This is a genomic window from uncultured Granulicatella sp. (assembly GCF_963545075.1).
Taxonomy (GTDB): Bacteria; Bacillota; Bacilli; order Lactobacillales; family Aerococcaceae; genus Granulicatella.
Genome location: NZ_CAUUHX010000009.1, coordinates 20,273 through 45,314 on the forward strand (window position 1 = coordinate 20,273; position 25,042 = coordinate 45,314).

Consider the following 25,042-nt stretch of genomic DNA (forward strand, 5'->3'; position numbering starts at 1 on the left):
ATTTCTAAAATAATAAATTGAATGTATGTTAAATGATACGGGGGTAATGTATTTATTTACGAGTTTTTAAGTTGAATAAATAAAATAGCATAATCTCTCAGGGGTATCAGTTTCCATAAAAAAGCTCCTGTAGTTTTAGAATTGATACTATTTTATCAAAAAAACAGAATGATTGACAATGGATATCGTAATGTTTAATATATTATATAATATATTTTGGAGGAATGAATTATGTCAATTCTAACAACAATCTTAGGAACATTAGTAGCTTTGGAATTCTTTTATATTTTCTACTTGGAAACAATGGAGACAACATCTTTCAATACCGCAAGAGTTTTTAAAATGAAGGAAGAAGAATTAAGACGTCCGTCAGTAACTACATTATTTAAAAATCAAGGAGTGTACAATGGATTAATTGGAGTTTTAATTCTTATTGCAATTTTTGTAGTTCCGAGTATTACTTGGCTTATTCTTTTATTAGTGTATATCATTTTAGTAGCATTATATGGTAGTTTAACAAGTGATAAAATGATTCTCTTGAAACAAGGCGGATTAGCTATTTTAACATTGATAACATTATTATTTTAAGAAAAAAGAAGAAAGCAAGCTTTGAATGGCTTGCTTTCTTTTTATAATCGAATAATAGAATGTTCAACAAATGTTCGATAACACATCATTTGTTTCAAAAAAATCTCCTTATTAAGCTCAATTCCTGCACGAGCAGAAGATTACTCAGCTTCGCATTGTCTTTACGTGGTAGAATTGTTTACAATGTCCACACTTATTAACCTTAAAAAGGCAATTATTACAAGAATATGGGAGCCTTATTTAAACGTCTGCAAGGAGGAAGATTTTGATCTTCATCTAGTTGTTTAACAATTAGATGTTTTTTTAATTTCTTTTGAAATAGTAGAAGGATTCTTTTAAATTATCGACTAATAGTCGAAAAAACTTGACAGTCAGTAAGAAACGTTTTAGAATAAAACCGACCATTAGTCAAAAAAAGGAGACAGAAATGAAAAAAGGTGAAAAAAGAAAACAGGAACTTCTAAATCTTGCCTATCATATGTTCATAGAAAAAGGATATGAGAATACAAGTATTGATGAGATTGTGGCTAAGGCCGGTATAGCAAAAGGAACTTACTATTATTATTTTGAAAGTAAAGAGGCAACGCTGGAAGCGGTTATTGAAATGATGATAAATAAGAACAGTACTGCAGCCAAAGAGATCCTTATGGCAGATCTTTCAATACCGGAAAAGTTAGTTGCGGTTGTGAATGCCTTTCGTCCTGATAAAGAGGAAGCGGTTATCACTGATGTTTTGGAAAGAAAAGAAAATATTATTATGCATGATAAAATTTGCAAGAAAATTGTAGAGGTGGCAGTACCAATTCTTGCAGAGATTGTTAAAGAAGGTATAGCACAGGGGATATTTTTGTGTACACATATTGAAGAGCGAGTGAAGATGCTCCTTGTTATGAGTCAACATATGTTTGATTATGGTTTTTTTGGTGAAAGAGATGTAGAGGTATACATTGATATGCTGGAAAAGTCTCTAGGGGCAAAATCAGGAACCATGTATTTTATCAGCAAGGTCTTAGTAGAGGGGGCAAAGGAATGAATAAGGAACAGTCAATGTATCATAAAAAAATGAATCTATTTTTGCGGGTATTGTTTATCTTTCTTATCATAGCGATATCAGGAGCGGCAATACTACAGATTTTTGCTCCGGAATATATGGGAAGGAACTCTGCATATGGCATTTCTATAGGTTGGCAAAGAGAAATTGGATTTTGGAATATTGCCGTTTTGGTTATATTGATTACGGCATATAGGAATTACAATTGGACCTATTTAAAGTCCATTTTACTTGCTCTAATCCTAGGAGGAATCGGCATTGGCGGCAATCATTTTGTCCATTATCTAAAGATGCATCAAATGGTAAATTTAATCGGTGCTGTGGAGAATTATCTTCTGGTTCTTGCTTGGATTATCGGATGGAGAATAGAAGCGAGAATGAAGGAATTTTGAAAATATGCATAGTAGGACTTTTCGCCATAGGAACAACGTACGGGCTTTTGTTTCAAAAAGTAGGGCATAAAGTCGAATATTTGCTGTGAGCAGAGAAAAAATTGAAGGTACTGGAAAGCCTAAATATTAGTTTATTAGATGGACGCTATAACAAAAAAGGTGAAGAAAAACAGGAATCAATATATTAATTAGATTTTTAATTTTGATTGCAATTTTTGTAGTGCCGAGTATTACTTGGCTTATTCTTTTATTGGCGTATATCATTTTAGTAGCATTATATGCTAGTGTAACGAGTGATAAAATGATTCTATTAAAACAAGGTGGATTAGCCATTTTAACATTGATTTCATTATTATTTTAAGAAAAAGAAGAAAGCAAGCTTTGGGTGGCTTGCTTTCTTTTTATAATCTAATGATAGAATGTTCAACGAATGTACGATAACACATCATTTGTTTATCGTTATACGAATCAATCACTTTTAATAACATTTGAAAGGCGCTTCTACCAAGTTCTAATGTATGAATATTAACATATGCAGTCATTGGAAGTAGTGGTGGATTTGAATCAAATGTTAGAACTGGAATAGAAATTTGATTCTCGTTTAAGTATCTAAGAGCTCCTTCTGTAATTAAAGCATCAGTTGTTACCACTCCATCGATTGTTTCTCGCTCAATAATACTCTTCATGGTTTGATATCCACGTTCTCTCGTAAATTCCCCAACGTGAGAGATTAATCCTTCTTTAATAGGAATAGCATAATGTTCAAGTGCTTTTTGGTAACCAATTAAACGGTCTTGAGAAACAAATAATTGATGACGTCCGCTAATAAATGCAATAGAAGAACAACCTTCTTGAATCATATATTCTGTTGCATCATAACCAGCTTTTTCATTATTATTATCGACGAATGAAATAAAAGGTGATAAAGATTTTCCGATAACGACACTTGGGAATTCTTGTTCAATTGCTAATTCCACTAATGGATCATCTGTTTCCCCGTAAAGAAATATAATCCCGTCAACACGTCTCCCTAAAATGGTGTCTTTTAAAATTTTTAAACGTTGTTCGTCGTCTTTGCCTGTACATAACTGAATCAAGTAATGATGATCTGCGGCAATTTGAGAAATCCCTCGAATAACTTCTGGGAAGAAAGAGTTTTGATAAAATGCATCCGTATCTCTTGGTAGAACGACACCGATGACATTAGTTTTATTGCTAGCCAAGCTTCGAGCATTGAAATTAGGATGGTAATTAAGAGTCTCCATTGCTTGGCGCACTCTTTTTTTAGTTGCTTCACTAATACTGGATTTATCTTGAATGACACGGGTAACAGTTGAAGGTGATACTTCAGCCAGTCGAGCAACATCTTTGATAGTGACAGCCATTTAAATCCTCCTTTTTCTTTAGTTATAAAAAAATCTGGGCAGGAAAACAATGTTAACCAGCCCAGAGTAAAAATCATCTTAAGATTTGATAGCTCCGTCAACCATACCTTTCATGATATGTTTTTGAGCAATTAAGAATAGGATGATGACTGGTAACATAATTAATAGAGTTGATGTTAAAATCATATCCCATTGTTTTGTAAATGATCCTGCAAAGTTAGATACTGCGATTGGAAGTGTTTGAATTGCATTTCCTTTACCTAATAAAAGTAATGGTAATAAGAAGTCATTCCAAATCCAAATACCATTTAAGATTAAAATTGTTACATAGATTGGTTTTAAAATTGGTAATACAACATAGAAGAATGTTTGCATTTTATTACATCCATCTAATTCAGCAGCTTCTTCGATTTCAAGTGGAACACCTTTAATGAAGCCGTGGAACATGAATACAGATAGAGACATCCCAAATCCAGTGTAAGCAAAGATGATACCAGGATAAGTACGTAATAAGCTAAATCCGAATAAAGGATTTGTAATTGTATCACTTAAAATTTTGAACCAAGTTACTAATGGATACATTACAACTTGGAAAGGAATTACCATTGATGCTACAAAGATAAAGAATACAACAGTTGATAATTTAGAACGATAACGAACTAATCCCCAAGCAGCTAATGCTGAGAATAGAGTAATCGTTACTAATGAAATGACTGTAATAATTGTTGAAGCAAAAAATGATGATGGGTATTTAATGGAAGGATTGTTCCAAATTGTTACCGCATTTGTCCAAAGTTGACCGAAACTTGCAGGCCATGATAATGGACTAGCTAAGATTTCAGCAGAACTTTTAGCTGAGTTAATCACTAATAAAAAGATTGGGCTTAAGAATAATAAGAATAAAACAGCTCCAAAAATTTCTAAAAGTAATAAGCCGATTTTTTGGTTTTTCATTATAAGTCAATCTCCTTCCGTTTAGTGATTGTTGTTTGAACAATACTAATCACTACTAAGATGAAGAATAAAATAACTGCACGAGCTTGACCTTGTGCCATTAAGTTATCTCCTGAAGCAGTGTTATAAATGTTCATTGTAATAAACTCTGTACTTTGGATAGCTTTATCATGCCATAATAGAGATGGTCCACCACCAGTAAGTGAGAAGTTTACATCGAAAATTTTAAATGAGTTTGTAATTGTTAAGAATAGTGATACCGTAAATGCAGGCATTACCATTGGAATAATAATATGTTTTAATCTTTGGAAAGCATTAGCTCCATCAAGAGAAGCAGATTCTACTAAACTTGAAGGTACATTTTGTAATGCAGCAAAGTAAATCATCATAATATAACCAGCATATTGCCATGTGTTAGTGATAATTAAAGCAAGTACAGCTAATTTAACGTCACCTAAAAATAGATTTTCTACTAAGAATTGACTACCAATAGCTGAACCTAAAGCAGGGAATACTGAGTTATAAATGAATTGCCAGATATACCCTAATACAAGTCCCCCGATAAGGTTAGGAATAAAGAAACCTGCACGGAAGATTTGACTTAATTTAATTTTACTAGACACTAGTAAAGCTAAACCAAATGATACGAAGTTTACAACGACTACGTTAAATAATGCGAAAATAACAGTAATCATTAATGAATATTGGAAACGAGTATCAGCAAAGCTGTCTGTAAAGTTTTTTAATCCAACAAAGTTAATTTTAGTTTGAGTAACACTCTTCCAGTCTGTTAGGGAATAATAGAAACCTAAGAAGAAAGGTACAATAATTACGAGTGCAAAAATGATAAATGCCGGTAGCACAAGCCAGTAAAACGTACGTCTTGCGCGATCGTCACGACTAAGAGCTTTTTTATTCTTAGACATGTTAGGGTTCCTCCTTTTATGTATTGCTGAGGTATTAATAACAGCAAACCCACAACGACCGTTGTAAGTAGTTGTGGGCCTGTGTTACATACTTAATTGTTATTTTTGAAGTAAGCTTGGTACTTCTTTGATTTGATTTGTGATCAATTCTTGGAATTTAGCTTTGTCGATTGAACCTTGAGCGTATTGTCCAAAGATTGGTCCTAATTTACCCATTAAGAAGTTGTCAGGCATGAAGTATGGGTTATCGAATGAGTAAACAGGTTTTTTAGCAGCAACCCATTCAGCTAAGAATTTAGATAATGGAGCGCTTGGCATTTCTTTAGATGTAGAGAATGCTGAAATCATGTTAGCTTTGTTTACTGTGTAGTCTTGACCTTCTTTAGTATCAACTAAGTCAGAGAAGAATTTGTTGATTGAATCTAAAGCTTTAGTGTCTTTATTAACTACATAGTAAGATGGAGCACCGATGAATAATCCATCAGCATTTTTGTCTTTTCCTAAAGTTTGATAAGGAATGAATCCCATTTCGAATTTAGCGTTTAATTGTTTTAAGTTAGGATCTTTCCAGTTACCTTGGTGTAAGAATGCTGCTTTACCACTAGCAAATGCAGAGTCCATATCTTCTTGAGTACCAACAGTTAATAATTTTTTCTCAGTATGTTTGAATAATAATTCAACCCAGTCAGCATAGTTAGATAAACGAGCTTTGTCAGTTTCACCTTTAACTACTTGTTGAGTAACTGTACGGTCTCCGTTTGGTAAACCAGAACTTAAGTAAGCAGCGAAGTCGTGGATACCCATGATCCAAGTTTCACCTTCTTTAGTAGCAGTTGCTACTACTGTAGATAAACCTAATTCATCTTTTTTGCTTTCTAATGTATCCATTGCTTTTTGAACTGCATCAAATGAAGTTAATGAAGCAGGGTCAATACCAGCTTTAGATAATACTTCTTTATTGTAAGCTAAACCGTAACCTTCAACAGCTACTGGGAATCCGTAAACATCGTTTCCTTGTTTGAATTCGAATTCTGTTTTGTCAATCCAGTCACCTTTAAGTGGTTGTAGGTTGTCTTTCCATAAGTCGTATCCAGCTTGACCTTCAATTACGAATACGTCTGGAGCAGTCCCAGCAGTAAATTCAGTTTTTAATTGATCTGAAATTTTACATGAACCAGAACATGTTTTAATGTTTACTGTAACTCCGTTTTTGTCGCCCCATTCTTTAGCGTATGCTGTTAAAGCATCTTGAATTTCACTCTTGTTACTATATAAAGTGAATTCTTTCTTACTTTCAGAAGATCCTCCTTTTGAAGAGTCTGATGATTTGCTGCCGCAAGCTGCTAATGCTAAACCAGCTAAGCCGACAACGAATGATTTTTTAAGCCATGTGTTTGCCATTGTTTTTTCCTCCCTTGAGATATATTCAGTTAACGCAAACGATTTCTTAACTGGTTTTAGTATACCCCTTTCAGAAATCGTTTGCAAGCCTTTTTTTGCAAAAAAATAAAAAAAATTTAGCGTTTACAATTTTAGTATAATAATAGCTTTATATACCAATACTATATAAATAGGTAAAAAATAATCGGATTTAGGCTTTTTAAGTAAATAATACTTTTATTTTTTTAAAATTAATACTTGCATTTTTATTTTTTTTCTAATAGTATTAAGGCAAACGGTTGCGTAATTTAAAAAACTACGTATCTAAAAATTGATAAAGAAAAGAGGAGTAATACTTATGACAGAAAGACAATCTGGTGTGTTAATGCATATTTCATCTTTACCAGGGAAATATGGAATTGGTTCATTTGGGAAATCTGCTTACGATTTTGTTGATTTTCTAGTACGTAGTAAACAAACTTATTGGCAAATCTTACCATTAGGAACAACGAGTTATGGAGATTCTCCATACCAATCATTTTCAGCATTTGCTGGGAATACACATTTCTTAGATTTTGATCAATTTGTTCAAGAGGGATTATTGACGAATGAAGAATTAACGGGTAATTGGGGAGATGATGTAACAACTGTTGATTATGCGTTAATTTATGAAAGAAGAAGACCTGTTTTAGAAAAAGTGGTTCAACGTTTCTTAGAAAAAGAAGATTTGTCAGATTACCATCGTTTTGTGGAAGAAAAAGCAGACTGGTTAGAACCATTTGCAGAATATATGGCGATTAAAGAAAGCTTTGACATGAAGAGTTGGACAAAATGGACTGACGAAGACATTAAACGTCGTCATCCAGAAGCGTTAGCTGCTTATCGTGAAAAATTAGCAGATAAATTAGAGTATCACCGTGTGACTCAATATTTATTTGATAAACAATGGAAAGCATTGAAACAATATGCGAATGAACATTATATTCAAATTATTGGAGATATGCCAATTTATGTTGCAGAAGACAGCGTTGAAATGTGGGCAACACCACATTACTTCAAAACAGATGAAGTAGGCAATGCGGCTTGTGTAGCAGGATGTCCACCAGATGGATTCTCACCATTAGGACAATTATGGGGAAATCCAATTTACAATTGGAGAGCGATGAAATTAGATGGTTTTACTTGGTGGATTAAACGATTGAAAGCAAGCTTTGAATTGTTTGATGTTGTCAGAATTGACCATTTCCGTGGTTTTGCAGCATATTGGGAAATTCCAGCAGGCGCAACAGATGCTACTGGTGGTGAATGGGTAAAAGGTCCAGGTTTTGACTTATTTGAAGCGGTGAAAAATGAACTTGGCGATTTACCAATTATTGCGGAAGACTTAGGATTTATGGATGAGGCTGTAATCGAATTACGTGAAGCTACAGGATTCCCTGGAATGAAAATTTTGGAATTTGGCTTTATGGGAGCTCAAACAAGCAGTACAGACTTACCACATTATTATCCAGTGAATTCAGTTTCTTACACAGGAACTCATGATAATGATACTGTATTAGGCTGGTATGAGTCTGCTTCAGAGGAAGAACGTAATTTCTGTAATCGTTATTTAAATCGCACTGATGAACCAATTAGCTATGCAATGCTAAGAAGTTTATATGGTTCTGTAAGTAAAATGACTATTGCCACAATGCAAGATTTATTACAATTAGATACAACAGCTCGTATGAATATTCCAAGCACTCTTGGTGGAAACTGGGTGTGGAGAATGCAAGAGGGAGATATTACACCAGAGGTAGAAAGCTTCCTATTAGAAATTACAGAGTTATATGATCGTTCAAACGAACAGTTGTAGGGTTAACAAATAGAAGGAGATAAAAATGCAAACATTAAAACAATATGTAGAAAGTAATTATCATAAATCATTAGGAGAATGTTCGAAAGAAGAAGTATATGTAGCTTTATTACATTATACAAAAGAAAAAAGTGCAGCATTATCATTAAATGAAGGAAAGAAAAAAGTATATTACATTTCTGCAGAATTTTTAATTGGTAAATTACTATCAAATAATTTAATCAATTTAGGAATTTATGACGAAGTAAAAGAAGAATTAGAAGCTGAAGGTCATACTTTAGCAGAAATCGAAGAAATTGAATTAGAACCATCATTAGGAAACGGTGGATTAGGTCGTTTAGCAGCTTGCTTCTTAGATTCTATTGCAACTCTTGGTTTACCAGGGGATGGGGTTGGATTAAATTATCACTTTGGTTTATTTGAACAAAAATTCAAAGATAATCAACAAAACGCAGTACCAAATCAATGGTTAACTCCATATAGCTGGTTAGTTCCAACTGATGTTTCATATGAAGTGCCATTTGCAAACTTTACATTGAAATCAAAAATGTTCAATATTGATGTTTTAGGGTATGAACAATCTCATAAAAACCAATTACATTTATTTGATGTAGATACAATTGATGAATCATTAGTTCATGATGACTCAATCGCATTTGACAAAACAAAAATTGCAGAAAACTTAACATTATTCTTATACCCAGATGATAGTGATGAGCAAGGTGAATTATTACGTATTTACCAACAATACTTCATGGTAAGTAATGGAGCTCAATTATTATTAGATGAAGCAGTTGCTAAAGGTAGTAACTTACACGACTTAGCAGAATACGCTACTGTTCAAATTAATGATACTCACCCATCAATGGTTATTCCTGAATTAATTCGTTTATTAGGCGAACGTGGAATTGAATTTGATGAAGCAGTTGAAATTGTTCGTTCAATGACAGCTTATACAAACCACACAATTTTAGCAGAAGCTTTAGAAAAATGGCCTTTACATTACTTAGAACAAGTAGTGCCACACTTAGTGCCAATTATTAAAGAATTAGATGCTCGCGTAAGAAATCAATTTGATGATACTAGTGTAGCGATTATCGATGAACATAATCGTGTTCATATGGCGAATATGGATATTCACTATGGATATAGCGTTAATGGTGTAGCTGCGTTGCATACAGAAATTTTAAAACAAAGCGAATTGAAGAATTTCTATGAAATTTATCCAGAGAAATTTAACAACAAAACAAACGGGATTACATTCCGTCGTTGGTTAATGCATGCAAACCCAGAATTAGCTAAATTATTAGATCGTACAATTGGAAAAGAATACCGTCATGATGCAACGAAATTAGAAGCGTTAAAAGCTCATACACATGATTTAGAATTCCAAGAAACATTAAAAGGTATTAAACGTAACAATAAATTACGTTTGAAACACTTCTTACAAGAACACCAAGGTGTAACGGTTAAAGAAGATTCAATTTTTGACGTTCAAATTAAACGTATGCATGAATACAAACGTCAACAAATGAATGCATTATATGTTATTTACAAATATTTAGATATTAAAAATGGTAACATTCCTGCAAAACCAATTACAATTATCTTTGGAGGTAAAGCTGCTCCTGCATATGTGATTGCACAAGACATTATTCATTTAATTTTATGTTTATCTGAATTAATTGCGAATGACCCAGAAGTAAGTCCACACTTACAAGTTGTAATGGTAGAAAACTATAATGTTACTGCGGCAACTCACTTAATTCCTGCAGCAGATATTTCTGAACAAATTTCATTAGCTTCAAAAGAAGCAAGTGGAACAGGTAATATGAAATTCATGTTAAATGGTGCGTTAACATTAGGAACATTAGACGGAGCGAATGTGGAAATCCACGAATTAGTAGGGGATGAAAACATTTATGTCTTTGGTGAAGATAGCGACACTGTTATTAAACATTATGAAAATAGTGATTACCATTCATACTCATATTATGAAAGAGAAGCGATTCGTCCATTAGTAGACTTTATCGTAAGTGATTCTCTAGTTTCATTAGGAAATAGAGAACGTTTAGAAAGATTATTCAATGAACTAATCAATAAAGACTGGTTCATGACTTTATTAGACTTAGAAGACTATATCCAAACAAAAGAACGTATGTTAGTAGATTATCACGATCGTGAAAATTGGATTGCAAAAGTAATTACAAACATTGCAATGGCAGGTTTCTTCTCAAGTGACCGTACAATTGAAGACTACAACCGTGATATTTGGAAATTAAACTAATAGAACGAAGAATGAAGGAGTAAGAAATTACGAGAGTTGTTTCTTGCTCCTTTTTTAGGTTAAAATAGAACCAGAAAACTAGGAAAGGATGATTTAATGAAAATAATTATGTCACCTGCAAAAGAAATGGCGACAGATTCACCTTTGTCAAAAGATTGGGTGCTAACGGAGGACAGTCAGAAAATTGTATCTTTATTAGAAAGCTATACGAAGGAAGAACTGAAGAAATTACTGAAAGTTAGTGATAGTTTATTAGAAGAAAATTGGTTGAAAATCCAAAACTTTCGAGAAAGTATAACTTACTATGCGATGGATTTGTATCAAGGATTAGCATTTCGCAGTTTTAAACAAGTAGCCGATTGGAAAGAGCATCAAGATTATGCAGCGAAACATATTCGAATTCTTTCAGCGTTATATGGTGCAATTAGTCCAAAAGAATATGTGAAGGCATATCGTCTAGATTTAACGATGAGTTTGAAAGTAGAAGGAGAAACGCTAAAAAAATATTGGAAAGAAAGAATTGTAACTTCGTTTGAAGAAGGAGAGTGCATCATCAACTTAGCAAGTAGTGAGTTTTCTTCGTTATTTAATAAAAAACAATATGATTGGGTAGATATTGAATTCTTTGAGAAAAAAGAAGGGGTATTAAAACAACATTCTACTATTTCGAAGAAAGCAAGAGGAAAAATGGCAGCGTGGATGATGAGTCAACGTGTTCAAGAAAAAGCTGAAATACAAAATTTTGATTTAGATGGTTTTAGATATGATGCATCACTTTCAAAGGAAAATCATTATTGTTTTGTAAAAGAAGTATAGGCAGTCTGTATAAAATGAATAAAAGAGAGCAGTCGAAATATACACAAAAACTATAAAAAGAAATAGCCTACACCCGTTGACGAAGTTGAATAATTATGGTACTATGTCAAAGGTGCTTTTATACCTGATTCCTGATTAGAAATCATATCAGTCGTGCTGACTGGTAAAAAGGCCACTGAGAGACATTTATGTGTCTTTTAATTTTTACAAAAAAATGGACCACCAGGATGTGTGGACCAAGAAGAACCCGATAGGGAAGGAGGAAGAGCTAAATGCCAACAATTAACCAATTAGTCCGTAAACCTCGTAAATCAGCAGTTGAGAAATCAGCTTCTCCAGCGTTAGGTAAAGGATATAACAGCTTTAAAAAATCACAAACGAATACAAACTCTCCACAAAAACGTGGTGTATGTACTCGTGTAGGTACTATGACACCTAAAAAACCTAACTCAGCGTTACGTAAATATGCCCGTGTACGTTTATCAAACTTAATCGAAGTAACTGCGTACATTCCAGGTATCGGTCACAACTTACAAGAACACAGCGTAGTATTAATTCGTGGTGGACGTGTAAAAGACTTACCAGGGGTACGTTACCACATCATCCGTGGTGCATTAGACACTGCTGGAGTTAACAACCGTATGCAAGGTCGTTCTAAATACGGTACAAAACGTCCTAAAAAATAATTTAGGTTAACAAGATAAAAATAATAATTAATAACTCAAAATGATGAAAGGAGGATTATAAATGCCTCGTAAAGGTCCTGTCGCAAAACGTGATGTTTTGCCTGATCCAATTTATAATTCAAAATTAGTTACTCGTTTAATCAACCGTTTAATGGTAGATGGTAAACGTGGTAAAGCAGCAACAATTTTATACAATGCATTTGACATCGTTAAAGAACAAACTGGAAATGATCCAATGGAAGTGTTCGATCAAGCTATGAAGAACATTATGCCAGTATTAGAAGTTAAAGCTCGCCGTGTTGGTGGTTCTAACTATCAAGTACCAGTTGAAGTTCGTTCAGACCGTCGTACTACATTAGGTTTACGTTGGTTAGTAAACTACTCACGCTTACGTGGTGAAGACACTATGGAAGTTCGTTTAGCTCGTGAAATCATGGATGCGGCGAACAACTCAGGTGCTTCTGTTAAAAAACGTGAAGATACTCATAAAATGGCAGAAGCAAACAAAGCGTTTGCTCACTATCGTTGGTAAGATTCAAAAAGCCTTCGGGCTTTTTAATCTATGCATAAATTAACTATTAAATAAAGAGGTGTAGAACGAAGATGGCAAAGAGAGAATTTACTCTTGAAAACACGCGTAATATCGGTATCATGGCTCACATTGACGCAGGTAAAACTACAACAACTGAGCGTGTACTTTATTACACTGGTAAAATCCATAAAATTGGTGAAACTCACGAAGGTGCTTCACAAATGGACTGGATGGAACAAGAACAAGAACGTGGTATCACTATTACATCTGCTGCTACAACAGCACAATGGAAAGGTCACCGTATCAACATCATCGACACTCCAGGGCACGTGGACTTCACAGTTGAAGTAGAACGTTCTCTACGTGTATTAGATGGAGCTGTTGCGGTACTTGATGCACAGTCTGGGGTTGAACCTCAAACAGAAACTGTATGGCGTCAAGCTACAACATATGGTGTTCCTCGTATCGTATTTGCTAACAAAATGGATAAAATCGGTGCAGACTTCTTATATTCTGTACGTACAATTCATGAACGTTTACAAGCAAATGCTCACCCAATTCAATTACCAATCGGTGCTGAAGATGAGTTTTCAGGTATCATCGATTTAATTAAAATGAAAGCTGAAATCTATACTAATGACTTAGGTACTGATATCCAAGAAACAGATATCCCTGAAGATTTACAAGATTTAGCAGAAGAATGGCGTGAAAAATTAGTGGAAGCAGTAGCTGAAACTGATGAAGAATTAATGGAACGCTATTTAGAAGGCGATGAAATTTCACAAGAAGAATTAAAAGCAGCTATCCGTAAAGCTACATGTGCTGCTGAATTCTACCCAGTATTATGTGGATCAGCTTTCAAAAACAAAGGGGTACAATTAATGTTAGATGCAGTAGTTGACTACTTACCATCACCATTAGATGTACCAGCTATTAAAGGGATTGATCCTAACACTGATGCAGAAGTAGAACGTCATTCTTCAGACGAAGAACCATTCTCAGCATTAGCATTTAAAGTTATGACTGACCCATTCGTAGGTCGTTTAACATTCTTCCGTGTGTACTCTGGTACTTTACAATCAGGTTCATACGTTAAAAACTCAACTAAAGGTAAACGTGAACGTGTAGGACGTATCTTACAAATGCACGCTAACTCACGTCAAGAAATTCCTGAAGTATTCTCAGGAGATATCGCTGCAGCAGTAGGTCTTAAAGATACAACTACTGGGGACACATTATGTGACGAAAAAGCAGAAGTTATCTTAGAGTCTATGGAATTCCCTGATCCAGTTATCGAAGTAGCGATTGAACCAAAATCAAAAGCTGACCAAGATAAAATGGGTATTGCATTACAAAAACTTGCTGAAGAAGACCCAACATTCCGTGCTTACACTAACCAAGAAACTGGTGAAACAGTTATCGCTGGTATGGGTGAGTTACACTTAGACATTATCGTAGACCGTATGCGTCGTGAATTCAAAGTTGAAGCTAACGTAGGTGCTCCTCAAGTATCTTACCGTGAAACATTCCGTGCTTCTACTCAAGCAGAAGGTAAATTCGTTCGTCAATCAGGTGGTAAAGGTCAATACGGTCACGTATGGATTGAATTTGCTCCTAACGAAGAAGGCGCTGGATTCGAATTCGAGAATGCTATCGTCGGTGGGGTAGTTCCTCGTGAATACATCCCAGCTGTAGAAGCAGGATTGAAAGACGCTATGGAAAACGGGGTATTAGCTGGTTATCCATTAGTTGACATCAAAGCTAAATTATATGATGGAAGCTACCATGATGTCGATTCATCAGAAACTGCCTTCAAAGTTGCTGCTTCAATGGCATTGAAAGCTGCTGCTAAGAAAGCACAACCATCTATCTTAGAACCAATGATGGCTGTAGAAATTACAGTTCCAGAAGAATACTTCGGAGATGTAATGGGTCACGTTAACGCTCGTCGTGGACGCGTTGAAGGTTCTGAAGTTCGAGGTAACGCACAAATCGTTAAAGGTATGATTCCTTTATCAGAAATGTTCGGTTACGCAACTACATTACGTTCTGCAACACAAGGTCGTGGTACGTTCTCAATGACATTCGACCACTACGAAGATGTTCCTAAGAGCATTGCAGAAGAAATCATTAAGAAAAATGGCGGAAATGGCGAATAATAAATCGCTATAAACGCAATAACATCGAAGAGTCTAGGTTAACTGGTTACCTAGCGTAACCAGTTGATTTTTATAGGTATTCTTTGGTATAATTCAAATCGGTAGATACTGTTATAGAATCTAACAAAAATACTCAAACATTTAGGAGGAATTATTTAAAATGGCAAAAGAAAAATTTGACCGCTCAAAACCACACGTTAACATTGGTACAATCGGCCACGTTGACCACGGTAAAACAACTTTAACTGCAGCTATCACAACTGTTTTAGCTAAGAAAGGTTTCGCACAAGCTCAAGATTACGGTTCAATCGATAAAGCTCCAGAAGAACGCGAACGTGGTATCACTATCAACACTGCTCACGTTGAGTATGAAACTGACACTCGTCACTATGCTCACGTTGACTGCCCAGGACACGCGGACTACGTTAAAAACATGATCACTGGTGCTGCTCAAATGGACGGTGCTATCTTAGTAGTATCTGCAGCTGACGGTCCAATGCCTCAAACACGTGAACACATCTTATTATCACGTCAAGTAGGTGTTCCTTACATCGTTGTATTCTTAAACAAAGTTGACATGGTTGACGATGAAGAATTATTAGAATTAGTAGAAATGGAAGTTCGTGACTTATTATCAGAATACGATTTCCCAGGAGATGACACTCCAGTTGTTTCTGGTTCTGCTTTACGCGCTTTAGAAGGCGATGCAGCTTACGAAGAAAAAATCTTAGAATTAATGGCTGCTGTTGACGAATATATCCCAACTCCAGAACGTGACACTGACAAACCATTCATGATGCCAGTCGAAGACGTATTCTCAATCACTGGTCGTGGTACTGTAGCTACAGGACGTGTTGAACGTGGACAAGTTCGTGTTGGTGACGAAGTAGAAATCGTTGGTATTTCTGAAGAAACTTCTAAAACAACTGTTACAGGTGTTGAAATGTTCCGTAAATTGTTAGACTACGCTGAAGCTGGGGATAACATTGGTACATTATTACGTGGTGTTACACGTGACAACATCGAACGTGGACAAGTTCTTTCTAAACCAGGAACAATCACTCCACATACAAAATTCAAAGCTGAGGTTTACGTATTAACTAAAGAAGAAGGTGGACGTCACACTCCATTCTTCTCTAACTACCGTCCTCAATTCTACTTCCGTACAACAGACATCACTGGTGTTTGTGTGTTACCAGAAGGTACTGAAATGGTAATGCCTGGTGACAACGTAACTATGGAAGTTGAATTAATTCACCCAGTTGCGATCGAAGAAGGTACTAAGTTCTCTATCCGTGAAGGTGGACGTACTGTAGGTGCTGGAATCGTAGCTTCTATCGAAAAATAATTTTTATTAAATTGATTTTCAATCCTCCCTTTTGGGAGGATTTTTTTTGTTCTCGTTCTATAAAAAATCTAATTGAAAACTGTTCTCATTCTAGATTGCTGGTTTTGAGTGGCGATATTTTAAAATTTATGCTACTCTATATCAGTATATTTTTATTGAAAGAATAGGAGGCGTTTGGAATGATAGAGCTGATTGCAACAGTTGAATCAATCCAACAAGCGCAAGCATTACTTGAAGCGGGAGTAGATGTTTTGTGCTTTGGTGAAGACTTATTTGGTTTAAGATTACCAATGTCATTTTCACGTGATGAACAAAAAGAATTAACAGAATTAGCACATCGCTATGGAAAAAAAGTAAATGTAGTGGTTAATGCGATTTTCCATAATGAAGGAATTGCGAAAGTTCCTGAATATTTACAGTTTTTAAAATCAATTAACGTAGATATGATAACTGTAGGAGATCCTGGAGTTGTTCAAATTATGAAGAACCCAGAATACTCTATACCTTATTATTACGATGCTGCTGTGTTAGTCACAAGTAGTCGTCAAGTTAATTTCTGGGCTAAACGTGGAGCAGTTGGTGCAGTAATTGCTAGAGAAATTCCAAGAGCGGAAATGGAAATTTTAGCAAGTCAAGTAGAAGTACCAATTGAAGTGTTAGTTTATGGTGCAACATGTATCCATCATTCTAAACGTCCATTATTACAAAATTATTTTAACTATATTGAGAAAGAAGAAAGCGTTGAGAAAAAACGTGGATTATTTGTCAGTGAACCTGCAGATGAAGATTCTCATTATTCAATCTATCAAGATATTAATGGGACACATATTTTCGCCAATAATGATGTTTCTTTAGCTCCTTACTTATTAGAATTAGCTGAAATGGGTGTTCCTCAATGGAAATTTGACGGAGTATTAACTCCTGGAGAAAACTTTGTTAAAGTAGTTCAATTATTTGATAATGCTCGTAAAGAAATCGAAGCAGGTACTTGGACAGTTGAAAAGAGTGCTAGCTTAGAATTGCAAGTAAGAGAACTTCATCCAGAACAACGTGGTTTAGATGCAGGATTTTATATTTTAAATCCAGAAGATGTGAAATAGGAGAGAGACGAATGGGAAGAAAAATTTTGAAAAAACCAGAAGTTCTTGCTCCAGCAGGAACACTTGAAAAATTAAAAACAGCCATTTTATATGGTGCAGATGCAGTGTTCTTAGGAGGAGAAGCTTACGGACTAAGAAGTCGTGCAGGAAACTTTGATTTCGAAGAAATGAAAGAAGCCGTTGAATTTGCGCATAGTCATAATGCTAAAGTATATATTGCAGCAAACATGGTGACTCACGAAGGAGACGAAAAAGGTGCGGGTGAATTTTTCCGTACAGTTCGTGACCTTGGAATTGATGCAGCGATTGTCAGTGATATGGCATTAATGGATATTTGTGCTTCTGAAGCTCCAGGATTACCAATTCACCTTTCGACACAAGCTTCTGCAGCAAACTGGGAAACATTAAACTTCTGGAAAGATGAAGGCTTAGAACGTGTTGTATTAGCACGTGAAGTTTCTATGGCAGAAATTCAAGAAATGCAAGAAAAAGTGGATGTTGAAATTGAAGCATTTATTCATGGTGCGATGTGTATTTCATATTCAGGTCGTTGTGTATTGTCTAATCACATGGTACGTCGTGATGCGAACCGTGGTGGATGTGCGCAATCATGTCGTTGGAAATATGGTTTGTTTGATATGCCATTTGCTAATGAGAAAAATATGGTTGGCGCTGGTGAAGAAGGTATCGAAGAGAAATTCTCTATGAGTGCAGTTGACTTATCAATGATTCACAATTTGCCAGATTTAATTGAAGCTGGAGTAGATAGCTTGAAAATTGAAGGACGTATGAAGTCTATTCACTATGTTTCAACAGTAGCCAATGTATATCGTGCGGCAGTAGATAGTTATTGTGAAGATCCAGATAACTATGTATGTAAACAAGAATGGGTAGATGAATTATGGAAAGCAGCTCAACGTGAGTTGGCAACAGGATTCTATTATCAAATTCCTACTGAAGAAGAGCAATTATTTGGTGCTCGTCGTCAAATTCCGCAATATGCATTCGTAGGTCAAGTGTTGGAATATGATCCAGAAACTCAAATTGCAACGATCCAACAAAGAAATAACTTTAAAGTTGGAGACCATATTGAGTTTTATGGACCAGGAATGCGTCATCATGAAGAAGTATTAACAACTTTATGGGATGAAAATGGGGAAGAAATTGAAGCAGCTCCTCATGCAATGATGATTTGTAAAATGAAAGTAACAGAACCAGTGAAACCATTAGACATGATTCGAAAAAGAAGGTAAAATAGATACAAACAAAAAACGAGAAAGGAGACGATTATGTCATTACCAAATTGTCCAAAATGTAATTCAGAATACACATATGAAGATGGTGTATTATTAGTTTGTCCAGAATGTGCTCATGAATGGGAGCCAGGACAAGAAGTTGAAGAAGATGGAGTAGTAGCCATTGATGCAAATGGAAACCGTTTAGAAAATGGAGATACTGTAACAGTTATTAAAGATTTAAAAGTTAAAGGTGCTCCAAAAGATATTAAGCAAGGTACACGTGTGAAAAATATTCGTATCGTAGAAGGAGACCACAATATTGATTGCAAAATTGATGGTTTCGGTGCGATGAAATTAAAATCAGAATTCGTTAAAAAAATCTAATTGATTAAAAGAGCTGAGGAAAAATCTTCAGCTCTTTTATGATTTGTTAAAAATCTTAAAAATATTTCAAAAGAGGTTTGACGGAAAATTTTCCAGAGAATATAATGAAGAGGAATACTAGTTAAAGGATGGAAAATTTCACGTGGCTCAACAAAATGTGATGCAAGAAGCTCAAAAAAATTCTAAATATAAACGTGTAGCAGCCCTTGATGGTTTTAAAGGGATGATGATTCTTGCAATTATAGGATATTATTTTTTTCAAAATTATTTGCCAGGTGGTTTTTTTGCGGTAAATGCATTCTTTGTAATCGGTGGTTACTTAGCCTTTCGAGATAATAAGCATTTATTCCATAAAAAACCAGTAGAATGGCATCTGTCATCAAAACTATCTCGATTATGGCTTCCAATGTTGTTTATGATTATTGGGACGGTTGCATTTTTATTTATTGCATTACCGGAACAGTTAAAAAATATTCGAATGATGTCATTATCGTCGTTAGTATTTTTCAATAATTACTATCAAATTATTAATCAACAATCTTACTTTGTACAATCGATTAATCCAAGTCCATTTGTTCATTTATGGTATGTATCCCTTTATTTACAATTGATGTTAATAGCTGTTGGAATTAGAAAAATATTTAATCGATTAAACTTATTACGAATGCAAGAAAGTGTTATATTATTAATTTTAAGTGTTCTTTCAGCGCTAGTAATGACTGTGATGTATTTGATACAAAGAGATCCTTCGTATATCTATTATGCAATTTCAACTAGAATTTTCTCGTTCTTATTAGGAGGAGTGTTAAGTTATTTTACAGAAGGGCAGTTATCTCTTCATTTACCTAACAGAAAAGCTGCTTCATTAGTCGTCCAAGTGCTAGGCTTCGTTAGTCTTTTTTTAATGGGATGGATGGCACTAAATTATAATGGAGTACAAGATGAAACATACCTATATGGTATGCAATTATTCTCTATTGTTTCTATTGTGTTTTTATGGAGCATTTTGTATGAAAATTCTGTATTAAATTATTTCTTGCGATTTAGAGGATTTACCATTTTTGGAAGAAGAAGTTTTTCTTATTATTTATGGTTTTATCCTGTGCATATGTTTGCACCTTATTTCCTAAGTGGTGAAGAATCAAATCTTATACTTTTAGTTGCTCAAATGCTATGTATTGTAGTGTTAGCTGAAATTACTTATAAAGTATTTGAAACGAAAAAATGGTTAGTACCATTTGGGCAAACATTTAGTTTGATGAGCATTCATCATTTTACTGTGAAGGAGTTACCTCCGGTTAAAAAAATCATGGGAATGGCCTTTTCGTTTACTTATATTATTTTAATGGGGTTAGCATTTGTTGGATTTTTCCAATCTGCAACGGAAACAAATTTAGTTGCACAGCAATTGGAAAGTGTGATTAAAAGAAATCAAGAATTGATTGAACAGACAACTCAAGAAGAAAGTACGACAGTAGATCCAAATAAAGAAATTGAATTGAAAGAACGAATTGCTCAAGAGCCAGTAACATTTGTAGGAGATTCGATTTTATTAGCAGCAGCAGATAAAGTTCAAGAATTATTCCCTAAAGCTATTATCGATGGAAAAATCGGAAGACAATTATATTCTAGTCCTGCTACTTTACAAGACTTAATTTCAAAAGGAAAAATGTCTGATAGAGTTGTAACAGTTTTAGGAACGAATGGTACTTTTTCTCAAAAACAAATAGATGAATATATTCGTATTCTTGGAGAAGACCGAGAGTTATACTTTGTGACAATATTTGCTCCAGTGAAATGGAATAATGAAGTGAATCAGCAATTACATGAAGCGAAAACTCGCCATGCAAATGTACATATTATTGATTGGTATGAATTAGCAAAAAAACATACTGAATGGTTTTATGAAGATAAGATTCATCCAAATAATCAAGGAGCAGAACAATTTGCAGAGTATTTATTAGATTCTATTACTCAAACTAAAATGAATGAATAAAGAGTAGCGCCGTTATTGATAGTTGAAGGACTGTCGATAGCGGTGTTTTTCTGTTTAGTTAGAGGAACAGCTGTGAAAATGTGTACTTATTTTATTTGAAGCAATGTGAGTCAATGAGCTAAATAGCTTGAGAAAACTCCATTGTTTTGGTATATTAGTGGTAAATGCAAAAGGAAAGAGGAAATTGTTTGCAAAGTGTTAGTCACAGTCTTCGATTAATGGGGGCGTCTATTACATTAACGATTTTCCATGAGGACGCACAGAATTTATTGTTACAGAGTGAGCAACTGTTGCACCTTTATAAAAATCGTTTTAGTGCAAATGATGCTGATTCAGAACTAATGGCGATTAATTTACAAGCTGGAAAGAAAGCAGTTCGAGTACATCCAGAATTATTTGAATTAATTGCGTTAGGAAAGAAACATAGTATTGCAACGAATAGTCATCTCAACATTGCGATTGGACCATTAGTTCAAACGTGGAGAATTGGTTTTTCAGATGCTAAACTTCCTTCAAAAGAAGAGATTCAAACTTTATTACAAATAACGAATCCCGAGGATATTATATTAGATGACTCGAAACAGGAAGTGTATTTAGCCAAAGTTGGAATGAGAATCGATTTGGGCGCTTTAGCAAAAGGATATATCGCTGATAAATTAAAACAATTTTTGGTAGAACAAGGTGTTCAATCAGGGATTATTGATTTAGGTGGAAATATTCTTACGATTGGAGAAAATCCAAATTTTCAAAGACCTTGGAGAATTGGAATTCAAAATCCTATATTAGATAGAGGCGAGCATGTAGCAGTTATTGCCGTGTCGGATGCATCTGTTGTAACTTCAGGGATTTATGAACGTCAATTAGTAGTGGATGGAAAAACCTATCATCACATTTTTGACAGAAAAACAGGATATCCAATGGAAACAGAAGTTGCTAGCATAACGATTGTAGCAGAAAAATCAGTAGATTGCGAAATATGGACGACTCGCTTATTTGGACAAAATCCATATGACATTATCGAAGAAATCGAACAACAACCTGGACTGGAAGCATTTGTGATTACAAAAAATCAAAAAATGATGTATACATCTGGAATTCAATTTGTTTAATCTGAGATGTATAGAAAGGAATTATTATGACAAAATTTATTGCACTTGTTGGAACAAACTCACAACGTTCTACAAACCGTACTTTATTACAATATATGCAAAAACATTTTGCAAAAAAAGTTGAAATTGAATTAGTGGAAATTAAAGATCTACCATTATTCAATAAACCAGCTAACAAACAAGTTCCAGAACTTGTAAAAGAAATTGCTGCTAAAATTGAAGCTGCTGATGGAGTAATTATTGGAACTCCAGAATATGATCACGCTATTCCAGCAGTATTAATGAGCGCATTAGCATGGTTATCTTATGGCATTCATCCATTATTAAATAAACCAGTTATGATTACAGGAGCATCTTATGGTACATTAGGTTCTTCACGTGCCCAATTACAATTACGTCAAATTTTGGACTCACCAGAATTAAAAGCAAATGTAATGCCAGGATCTGAATTTTTATTATCTCACTCACTTCAAGCATTTGATAAAAAAGGTGATTTAATTGATTTAGATACAATTAAAAAATTAGATGCCCTATTTGATGATTTCCGTTTATTTGTTAAAATCACTCAAAAATTAAGAAGTGCTCAAGATTTATTACACAAAGAAGCAGAAAACTTTGATTGGGAAAATATTTAAACCATAATAAGAGAGGAATATACATTATGAAATTTGTAGGACTTGTAGGTTCAAACGCTGAACTATCATATAACCGTAAATTATTACAATTCATTCAACGTCAATTTAAATTAAAATTTGAATTAGAAGTTTTGGAAATCGATGAAGTTCCAGTATTTAATCAAGATGAAAAATGGGATGACAGTTTCCAATTACGTTATTTATATAACAAAATTACTCGTGCGGATGGAGTTATCATTGCAACACCAGAACACAATCATACAATTACAGCATCACTAAAAAGCGTTTTAGAATGGTTATCATTTAAAGTACATCCATTCGAAAATAAACCTGTTATGATTGTAGGTGCTTCATACCACGATCAAGGAACATCACGTGCGCAAGTACATTTACGTAAAATTTTAGATGCTCCAGGTGTGAATGCATATACATTACCAGGAAATGAATTCTTATTAGGAAAAGCTAAAGAAGCATTCGATGAAAACGGAAATATCACAAATGAAGGAACTGTGAAATTCTTAGAATCTTGTTTAGACAACTTTGTAAAATATGTGGAGGTCGTTTCTAAATTGAAAAAACCAAAACCAATTGCTCCAGAAGATTTATACTGTACAAATCCAATCGCAACAACTATTCAAGGTGTTGACCCAGACGATCCAGATTGGGTAGAAAAAGCAGCAGAAATCGTTGGCGCTGTTTCAGGAGATACTTATGTTAAATTAGACCACGGTATCTTAACGGTTAACCAAATTGATATGTTCTTAAAAGCAATGCCATTTGAGTTAACATATGCAGATGATAACAACCAATTCTTGTATTATAATAACGCTCACCAAGAACCAAGCACAATGTTTGGTAAACGTGTACGTGTTCAAGCGGGTAGCAGATTAGGAACTGTGCATGCTTCATTACCACCAGCAAGAATGAAAAACGTTGAGTGGGTTGTAGGTGTATTACGTAATGGTGATCAAGAGTACGTTCGTACAATTGTTCCTGGACAACCAGAAGGTGTAATTAATACACATAACTATAAAGCAATGTACTATCCAGATGGTTCATATGCAGGAATTAATGAAATTATCTTTAACTTCCAACCATGGTTAGATTGGTATTTAGAAACAACTGGTCAACGTTTAGTTGGTGGAAATGCTCCAGCTGCTGGAGGACATGGATCTCATGGAAGCGCAGATGCAACTTCAGGAGCTTCATCAGATACTCCAAGTCATGGTGCTGCAGACGCAACTTCAAGTGCAAGTAACTAACTTAGACTAAAAAAGGCAAGCGAGAAAAATCGCTTGCTTTTTTTCATTTAATCAAAATATTGCTTTAAAAGTTGTAGTTCGGACGAATTGAAAGGTCGATACTCACCAGGGGAAAGAGATTCATCTAACAGAAATTCTCCAAAACGAATTCTTTTTAAAAAAGTAACTTTAACTCCAACACATAAAAACATTTTTTTAATTTGATGAAACTTTCCTTCTGAAATAATGACGGAGGCTTTACTAAATGTAGGTGAAGATTCAAGAATAGTTAATGTAGCAGATTTACAAATGGTCCCATCATGAAAAACAATACCATCGTGAAATCTTTGAATACAAGAATCATCTAAAGGTCCGTTTACTTCAACGTAATAATCCTTTTCAATGTGCTGAACAGGATTTAATAGTCGATAACCTAATGGACCGTTATTCGTGATGATTAAAAGCCCTTCGGTATCTCTATCTAAACGACCGATAGGATAGAGTCCTTCTACATTTTCATTTTTAAATAAATCAATAACAGTAGGAAGTTGCTGATCAGTAGTGGCAGAGATAAGACCTTTAGGTTTATTTAACAAATAATACTTTTGAGAGTTGTCCTCAATTCGAGTCCCTTGAACTGTAACAACTTGAAGTTGTGGATCGACATTATTACTTACATGAGTTGCAGGGATAGAATCAATAAGAACTTCCCCGGAAGAAATTAATTTTTTCATTTGCTTACGAGAAATATCAAAATGATTCATTAATAAATGTTCGAGACGCATAAAAACCTCCTTAATCATAATTGAAAAAATTATACCATATTTTTTGAAAAAAGGGGTTGACGGTGAAGTCTATCTATGATAAATTATTAAACGTTGTTGCGAGACAACAAAAACAACTCTGAAACAATTTTCAAAAAATGAAAAAAGTTGTTGACAGAGAAAAACACCTATGATAATATATAGGAGTTGTCGCGA

At 34.5% G+C, this 25,042-nt stretch carries 23 protein-coding genes; 18 read left to right on the forward strand and 5 right to left on the reverse strand.

The genetic code is table 11. The annotated features are described in order from the left end of the window. Positions 1–231 precede the first annotated feature (231 nt). From RWZ86_RS02310 to RWZ86_RS02325, 4 genes are all read left to right on the forward strand, one after another. Positions 232–588 (forward strand): DUF1304 family protein, encoded by a 357-nt coding sequence (locus RWZ86_RS02310; protein WP_314679693.1) that lies wholly within the window; start codon positions 232–234, stop codon positions 586–588. A 427-nt stretch (positions 589–1,015) separates the two neighbouring features. Continuing rightward, on the forward strand, positions 1,016–1,621 hold the full coding sequence (locus tag RWZ86_RS02315; RefSeq protein WP_314679695.1) for a TetR/AcrR family transcriptional regulator: 606 nt from the start codon (positions 1,016–1,018) through the stop codon (positions 1,619–1,621). A gap of 29 nt (positions 1,622–1,650) precedes the next feature. Next, positions 1,651–2,031, forward strand: coding sequence for a hypothetical protein (locus RWZ86_RS02320; RefSeq protein WP_314679722.1), 381 nt, complete (start codon positions 1,651–1,653; stop codon positions 2,029–2,031). 187 nt (positions 2,032–2,218) lie between these two features. Continuing rightward, on the forward strand, positions 2,219–2,392 hold the full coding sequence (locus RWZ86_RS02325) for a DUF1304 family protein (protein WP_399544726.1): 174 nt from the start codon (positions 2,219–2,221) through the stop codon (positions 2,390–2,392). 40 nt (positions 2,393–2,432) lie between these two features. Here RWZ86_RS02325 and RWZ86_RS02330 read toward each other — a convergent pair whose 3' ends face one another. The 4 genes from RWZ86_RS02330 to RWZ86_RS02345 all read right to left on the reverse strand — a co-directional run bounded on the left by RWZ86_RS02330 (position 2,433) and on the right by RWZ86_RS02345 (position 6,697). Then, on the reverse strand, positions 2,433–3,416 hold the full coding sequence (locus RWZ86_RS02330) for a LacI family DNA-binding transcriptional regulator (RefSeq protein WP_314679697.1): 984 nt from the start codon (positions 3,414–3,416) through the stop codon (positions 2,433–2,435). A gap of 78 nt (positions 3,417–3,494) precedes the next feature. Next, a complete protein-coding gene (locus RWZ86_RS02335) occupies positions 3,495–4,370 on the reverse strand; it encodes a carbohydrate ABC transporter permease (RefSeq protein ID WP_314113165.1) in 876 nt (291 codons plus the stop codon). Then, a complete protein-coding gene (locus RWZ86_RS02340; RefSeq protein WP_314679699.1) occupies positions 4,370–5,296 on the reverse strand; it encodes a sugar ABC transporter permease in 927 nt (308 codons plus the stop codon). The genes RWZ86_RS02335 and RWZ86_RS02340 overlap by 1 nt, the downstream gene beginning before the upstream one ends. Before the next feature lie 99 nt (positions 5,297–5,395). Continuing rightward, a complete protein-coding gene (locus RWZ86_RS02345) occupies positions 5,396–6,697 on the reverse strand; it encodes an extracellular solute-binding protein (RefSeq protein WP_314113162.1) in 1,302 nt (433 codons plus the stop codon). 331 nt (positions 6,698–7,028) lie between these two features. On the opposite strand from RWZ86_RS02345, the gene malQ reads away from it, so the two are divergent. The 14 genes from malQ to RWZ86_RS02415 all read left to right on the forward strand — a co-directional run bounded on the left by malQ (position 7,029) and on the right by RWZ86_RS02415 (position 24,083). Continuing rightward, entirely contained in the window at positions 7,029–8,531 is a 1,503-nt protein-coding gene (malQ, locus tag RWZ86_RS02350; protein WP_314679724.1) for a 4-alpha-glucanotransferase, read from the forward strand. A gap of 25 nt (positions 8,532–8,556) precedes the next feature. Continuing rightward, positions 8,557–10,818 (forward strand): glycogen/starch/alpha-glucan phosphorylase, encoded by a 2,262-nt coding sequence (locus RWZ86_RS02355; RefSeq protein ID WP_314679701.1) that lies wholly within the window; start codon positions 8,557–8,559, stop codon positions 10,816–10,818. 96 nt (positions 10,819–10,914) lie between these two features. Then, a complete protein-coding gene (gene yaaA, locus RWZ86_RS02360; protein WP_314679703.1) occupies positions 10,915–11,634 on the forward strand; it encodes a peroxide stress protein YaaA in 720 nt (239 codons plus the stop codon). Positions 11,635–11,906: 272 nt separating this feature from the next. Next, positions 11,907–12,320 carry a 30S ribosomal protein S12 gene (rpsL, locus tag RWZ86_RS02365; protein WP_005607493.1) on the forward strand — a complete coding sequence of 138 codons (414 nt, stop codon included), beginning with the start codon at positions 11,907–11,909 and terminating at the stop codon, positions 12,318–12,320. Positions 12,321–12,381: 61 nt separating this feature from the next. Continuing rightward, positions 12,382–12,852 (forward strand): 30S ribosomal protein S7, encoded by a 471-nt coding sequence (gene rpsG / locus RWZ86_RS02370; protein ID WP_006703607.1) that lies wholly within the window; start codon positions 12,382–12,384, stop codon positions 12,850–12,852. A 71-nt stretch (positions 12,853–12,923) separates the two neighbouring features. Beyond that, positions 12,924–15,011: an elongation factor G gene (gene fusA / locus RWZ86_RS02375; RefSeq protein ID WP_006703606.1), complete on the forward strand. Its 2,088-nt coding sequence runs from the start codon at positions 12,924–12,926 to the stop codon at positions 15,009–15,011. A 160-nt stretch (positions 15,012–15,171) separates the two neighbouring features. Continuing rightward, positions 15,172–16,359, forward strand: coding sequence for an elongation factor Tu (gene tuf, locus RWZ86_RS02380; RefSeq protein WP_314679706.1), 1,188 nt, complete (start codon positions 15,172–15,174; stop codon positions 16,357–16,359). A gap of 179 nt (positions 16,360–16,538) precedes the next feature. After that, positions 16,539–17,459, forward strand: coding sequence for a peptidase U32 family protein (locus tag RWZ86_RS02385; protein ID WP_314679708.1), 921 nt, complete (start codon positions 16,539–16,541; stop codon positions 17,457–17,459). A gap of 11 nt (positions 17,460–17,470) precedes the next feature. Further along, the gene (locus RWZ86_RS02390) at positions 17,471–18,712 is read left to right on the forward strand and encodes a U32 family peptidase (RefSeq protein WP_314679710.1); all 1,242 of its coding nucleotides are present in this window, start codon (positions 17,471–17,473) and stop codon (positions 18,710–18,712) included. A gap of 36 nt (positions 18,713–18,748) precedes the next feature. Next, positions 18,749–19,081 (forward strand): zinc ribbon domain-containing protein YjdM, encoded by a 333-nt coding sequence (locus RWZ86_RS02395; RefSeq protein ID WP_314679712.1) that lies wholly within the window; start codon positions 18,749–18,751, stop codon positions 19,079–19,081. Positions 19,082–19,223: 142 nt separating this feature from the next. Then, positions 19,224–21,077: an acyltransferase family protein gene (locus RWZ86_RS02400; RefSeq protein ID WP_314679714.1), complete on the forward strand. Its 1,854-nt coding sequence runs from the start codon at positions 19,224–19,226 to the stop codon at positions 21,075–21,077. 188 nt (positions 21,078–21,265) lie between these two features. After that, positions 21,266–22,186, forward strand: coding sequence for an FAD:protein FMN transferase (locus tag RWZ86_RS02405; RefSeq protein WP_314679716.1), 921 nt, complete (start codon positions 21,266–21,268; stop codon positions 22,184–22,186). 26 nt (positions 22,187–22,212) lie between these two features. After that, positions 22,213–22,821: an NADPH-dependent FMN reductase gene (locus RWZ86_RS02410; RefSeq protein ID WP_314113142.1), complete on the forward strand. Its 609-nt coding sequence runs from the start codon at positions 22,213–22,215 to the stop codon at positions 22,819–22,821. Between the two features lie 26 nt (positions 22,822–22,847). Then, the gene (locus RWZ86_RS02415; protein ID WP_314679718.1) at positions 22,848–24,083 is read left to right on the forward strand and encodes an NAD(P)H-dependent oxidoreductase; all 1,236 of its coding nucleotides are present in this window, start codon (positions 22,848–22,850) and stop codon (positions 24,081–24,083) included. 47 nt (positions 24,084–24,130) lie between these two features. Here RWZ86_RS02415 and RWZ86_RS02420 read toward each other — a convergent pair whose 3' ends face one another. Further along, positions 24,131–24,847 (reverse strand): pseudouridine synthase, encoded by a 717-nt coding sequence (locus RWZ86_RS02420; protein ID WP_314679721.1) that lies wholly within the window; start codon positions 24,845–24,847, stop codon positions 24,131–24,133. Positions 24,848–25,042: the final 195 nt, after the last annotated feature.